1 protein-coding gene is annotated in these 4416 nt (G+C 59.9%); it reads right to left on the reverse strand.

The window, feature by feature from the left end:
- Nucleotides 1-4416: DUF4347 domain-containing protein (locus ABX749_RS23695; RefSeq protein WP_372898172.1), on the reverse strand; the 4416-nt coding region annotated here is incomplete at both ends.

Below are 4416 nucleotides of genomic sequence, written 5' to 3' on the forward strand. Positions count from 1 at the left end.
GACCACATCCAGAACTCCATCAATGAGTGCTTCGGCGTAGGTGCTGTCGTTAAAGTACTGTGTCCACGTGCTACCGCTATCGGGCGTGTGGGCCGTGATGTTGGTGTTGCCGGCTTCGGTAAACGAATCACTGAACGTTGCAAAGGTCGCAGCCCCACCCGTCACCGTCGCGTTGGACAACGTGGCAACCATCGTCTCGGTGCCCTCCACGGCGGCGTCATCGATGGCGTCCACGGTAAAGGTAAACGCGCCCAGGCCTGAACCCCCATTGAAGGCACTGTCAAAGGTCAAGGTGTCCGTACCATCGAACGTGACACCGGCAGTCGACGCGGCTGCCGTCACGATCGCGGACACAAAGTCGTCGTAGTCGGTGCCGGAGAGAGCCGTGCCCGAGACGGTGATCTCCACGCTGGCGGTATCGCTTCCGGTCAGGGCATCACCCGAAAGCGTCACGGTGAACGTCGCCGTCTCCGTCAGGTCTTCGGAGATACTGGGCGTGGAACCGATCGTAAAGCTGACCTTCGATCCCGCTAAAAATTCAAAGGCACCGATATCGTAAGTCGCGTCACGAGCCGTGCCTCGCTGGTCGGTGGTCGGCCCGGTGTTGGATCCGGCGTCGATGGCGGTGCTGCCAGCCAGCAGCGCGTGGGTCAGTGTCGCCCCGCCGTTATCGGTGAGAACTCCGAGCAGCGGATCAATCGGACTTCCCCCGCTGCCCACCTGATCGCCGTTGACGCCGTCGGTGAATCCGGAAGCGGTCCCGACGTCACCGATCAGGTTATTGCCGAGACTGGAAAATATCCCGGCGAGATCATCGTCGGTTGCTGCGGTATTCCCCGCCACTAAAATATTGCGTACTGTCGGTGTTGAGCCTGACTCAAAGATGCCGCCGCCCGCAGTAGCCGAATTGTTTGTCACGGTGACATTTTGGAAAGAAGCGGATCCGCGCGTATAAATCCCACCGCCGTTGTCGGACGTCGAGTTGCCGCTGATGGTCACGTTCGTGAAGGCAGTGGTTGATCCATTTTCGTAGACACCGCCGCCTCCTTGAGTGTTTGCCGTGTTGTTCGAAATCGTCGTATCAGTGATGGTTGCGTTGCCGGTGTTGAGGATTCCGCCTCCCTTGTTTTGCGCGAAATTCCCGTCGACTGTCACCGATTGGAGCACCAGGATTCCATCGCTCGAGATCGCGCCGCCATCTTTGGAAACATTGTTTTTCAGCACGACGCTGGTGAGCGACAGACTCGCGATGGAATCGACCCTGACGCCGCCGCCGGCATCTGACTTATGTTCGCCATGCTGAATCGTCAGTTCCGAAAACGATACATTCCCCGACAGGATGTCAAAGACGCGATCGGTATCCAGCCCGCCAGCGGCACCATCACCGCCCCCGTCGATGATCGTCAATCCGGAGCCCGCCCCGTTGATTGTCAGTCCATCCATGATGTCCAAGTCACCGGTCGCTGCTGAATCGTCACCGATTCCCGCGGTGGTGATCAGATACGTGCCTGCCAACAATTGAATCGTGTCAGCGCCCGCGGTGTTGTTGGTCGCGATGATTGCTTCGCGAAGTGAGATGAATCCGTCGGCGCCTTTGTTGGAGAGCAAGGCACTGATCGAGGTGGTCGTGCCGTCGACCACATCGTTGGTGGTGTCGACGATCAGTGTGTCGCTCCAGAATTTAGCGATGAATCCGTCACTCGTTCCGGCCAACGTCTCGTCGTAGGCGCCGGTCGTGGAATCGAAGTCGGCCGATTGGGTTTCGCCGACGACGTACAGGTTGTCGGCCCCGTCGAGCGCAATGTCGTAACCGTATTCATTCGCGCTGCCGCCCAGGAACGTCGAGTAAACCAGATCCGCTGCTCCGCTACCGAGCGGATTGATCGCCGAAATGAAGGCGTCTCGGGTACCTCCCCTGGTGGCATCGTAGGCGTCGCCTGTCGTGGGAAATGCGGCCGATACCGCTGTACCGGTGATCCAGGCGATCCCTGACGAATCGACCGCGATGCCTCGTGCGTCATCATCGGCTGTGTCGCCCAGGAACGTGGAATAAGCCAGCGACGCGGCGCCGCTCAGACCGGTATCGACCACCGCAAAGAATGCATCGTCGTTGCCGCCTCCGCCGTAAACCGTATCGTAGGCTCCGGTCGTGGTATCAAAGTCCGTCGAAACCGTGTAGCCGGCGATGTAGGCGCGTCCACTGGCATCGAGGGCAATCGACTTCGCTTCATCGTTCCCGGTTCCACCGAGGTAGCTGCTGTAGACCAAGTCACTGGCGCCGCCGCCGAGTGGATCCAGTTTCACGATGAAGGCATCTTTGCCGCCGCCGCTGGTGCTTTGATAGGCATTTCCGGTCACCGGCAAATCGGTGCCATTGGTGAACCCGGTCAGGTACGCGGCCCCTGATCCATCGATCGCGATATCAAGCGTTTGGTCGCCCCCGCTGCCCCCGAAGTAGCTGCCGTAGACGATTCCCGATCCGTCCGCGGCGACCACCGCGAGAAACGCATCGGCTCCACCGCCGGGGGTCGCCTGGTAAGCACCTGCCGTCGCGAACCCCGTAATCGATCCGGCCAGCGTGCCCGTCACGTAGGCCTGGCCCGAACCGTCTACGGCGACTCCGAAAGCAGAATCATTGCTGAGGTTTGATCCGATGTAACTGCCGTACAGGACCGTCGATCCGGTCGCGTCCAACTTCAACACAAAACCGTCCGAAGATCCACTCAGCACTTCATCGTAGGCGCCCGCGGTGGTGGTGAAGTCCGCCGACGCGGTCTTGCCCACCACGTACGCGTTTCCGGACGCGTCGATGTCGATGTCGTAACCGAAGTCGTTGCCCGTGCCACCGAGGTAGGTTGAATAGAGGACCGTGCTGCCGTCGGCACTCAGTTTCGTGACAAAGACATCGTTCCCACCGGTCGTGCCGAACGGCCCGGTTGTCGTCGGGAAATCGGCCGAAGCTGTGGTGCCGGTGATGTAGGCGTTGCCGGACGAATCGACCTTGATGGCTTCCGCCGTCTCGGTCCCCAGGCCGCCGAGATACGTGCCGTAATCCAAAATCGGGTCGATCACCAACTCGCGTGAGTGGTCGTAATCGCCCACTGCGAACCCGACGCTGCCGTCCTCACGAATCAAGTAATGACTCTCGACGGTTTGGCGAGCCCCGTCGGCGGACTCTTGATAGCTGTACGGCGCGCGGAAGCGAATCGTTTCGTTGCTGCCACTCATCGTGATCACCAACTCGCCGCCCTCGCCAATCGCGACCGATTGGGCACCATCCATCTGCAGCGTGATTTGGCCAACCTCTGCACCAGGACCGACAATGAAGTCGTACTCCAAGTGGCGTCCATATCCGTAATAGCGGACATTGATGCCGTCATAGATGTTCTCGTACTCGACCGCGCCAAACTTCCCGACGTCGCGAATCCATTCGCTTGGCTCACCGAGCAGGTAGTGGCTGCGGCCGACAAGCTCGTCGACCCCGACAACCGTCGTCGGGGTTTGATCCGACACGACATCCAGCGTTAAGACGGCTCCATCTGCAAGGCTGAGCACTGCATCACCATCGCTCAGAAATACGGTGTAGCCACTGCCCCTTGCCAGGAAATCGACAGCAGTGTCCGTTTGCCCCAGGTTTTCCTCGAACGTCAGCGGCACTTCTGACGATTTAGCTTGAAGCGTCGCATCGGCGGTGGACTCCGTTTCAGCCAGCAAGCCGAGCCACTCGGTCATCTGAAACGCCGAGGCGTAATCAATCGTGCCGAGTGAATATTCGAGTTCCCAGTCGCCCCCGAGACTTCGGTGCCCGGTCAAGTCATCACTCGCCGCGACGTCGGCATCGGTCAATGCGGCAATTGAATCGATCAGCGCGCGGCCTTCGTCGCTATTGGCCAATTCACAGCCGTAGATCAGCAGGTCGGCATCGGCATCGAGCGCCGCTCCCCAGTTCGCGAGGTCACCGGCATAGCCATCTGCCGTGTCGATACTCAGCCGCGTGTTACCCAGCCGAATGGATTGACCGTCGCTGTGACTGAGAAGATGAACTGCGTCGATACCTGAGAGGCCGGACAAAGTCTGTGAGATCTGTTCGACGCCGTCTGCGTCCTCGGACAGTCGTACAATCAACCACTGAGTGTTGCCTTCGGCGCCCTGTCGCAATCCTTCGACCAGCGTATCGGCATCTTGGACGCCCGCGTCTACAAAAACGACCTGGATCGAAGCGCCGGGGATGGATGCAGGCAGCGCCGCGACGTCATCAATCGAGGATTCATCGGGTTCATTCGTGGGCAAAGCTTGCGATTCAGCGGCTGAGGACGCGCCCGCTGCAGCCTCAAACGCCGCATCGACCGCCGATCCATCCTGCATCTCCATCAGCCCCATCAGCGCATCGAGGTAGTCAGCATCAACGCTCGGCCC

The sequence above is a fragment of the Stieleria sp. genome (genome assembly GCF_041595215.1).
Classification (GTDB): Bacteria; Planctomycetota; Planctomycetia; order Pirellulales; family Pirellulaceae; genus Stieleria; species Stieleria magnilauensis.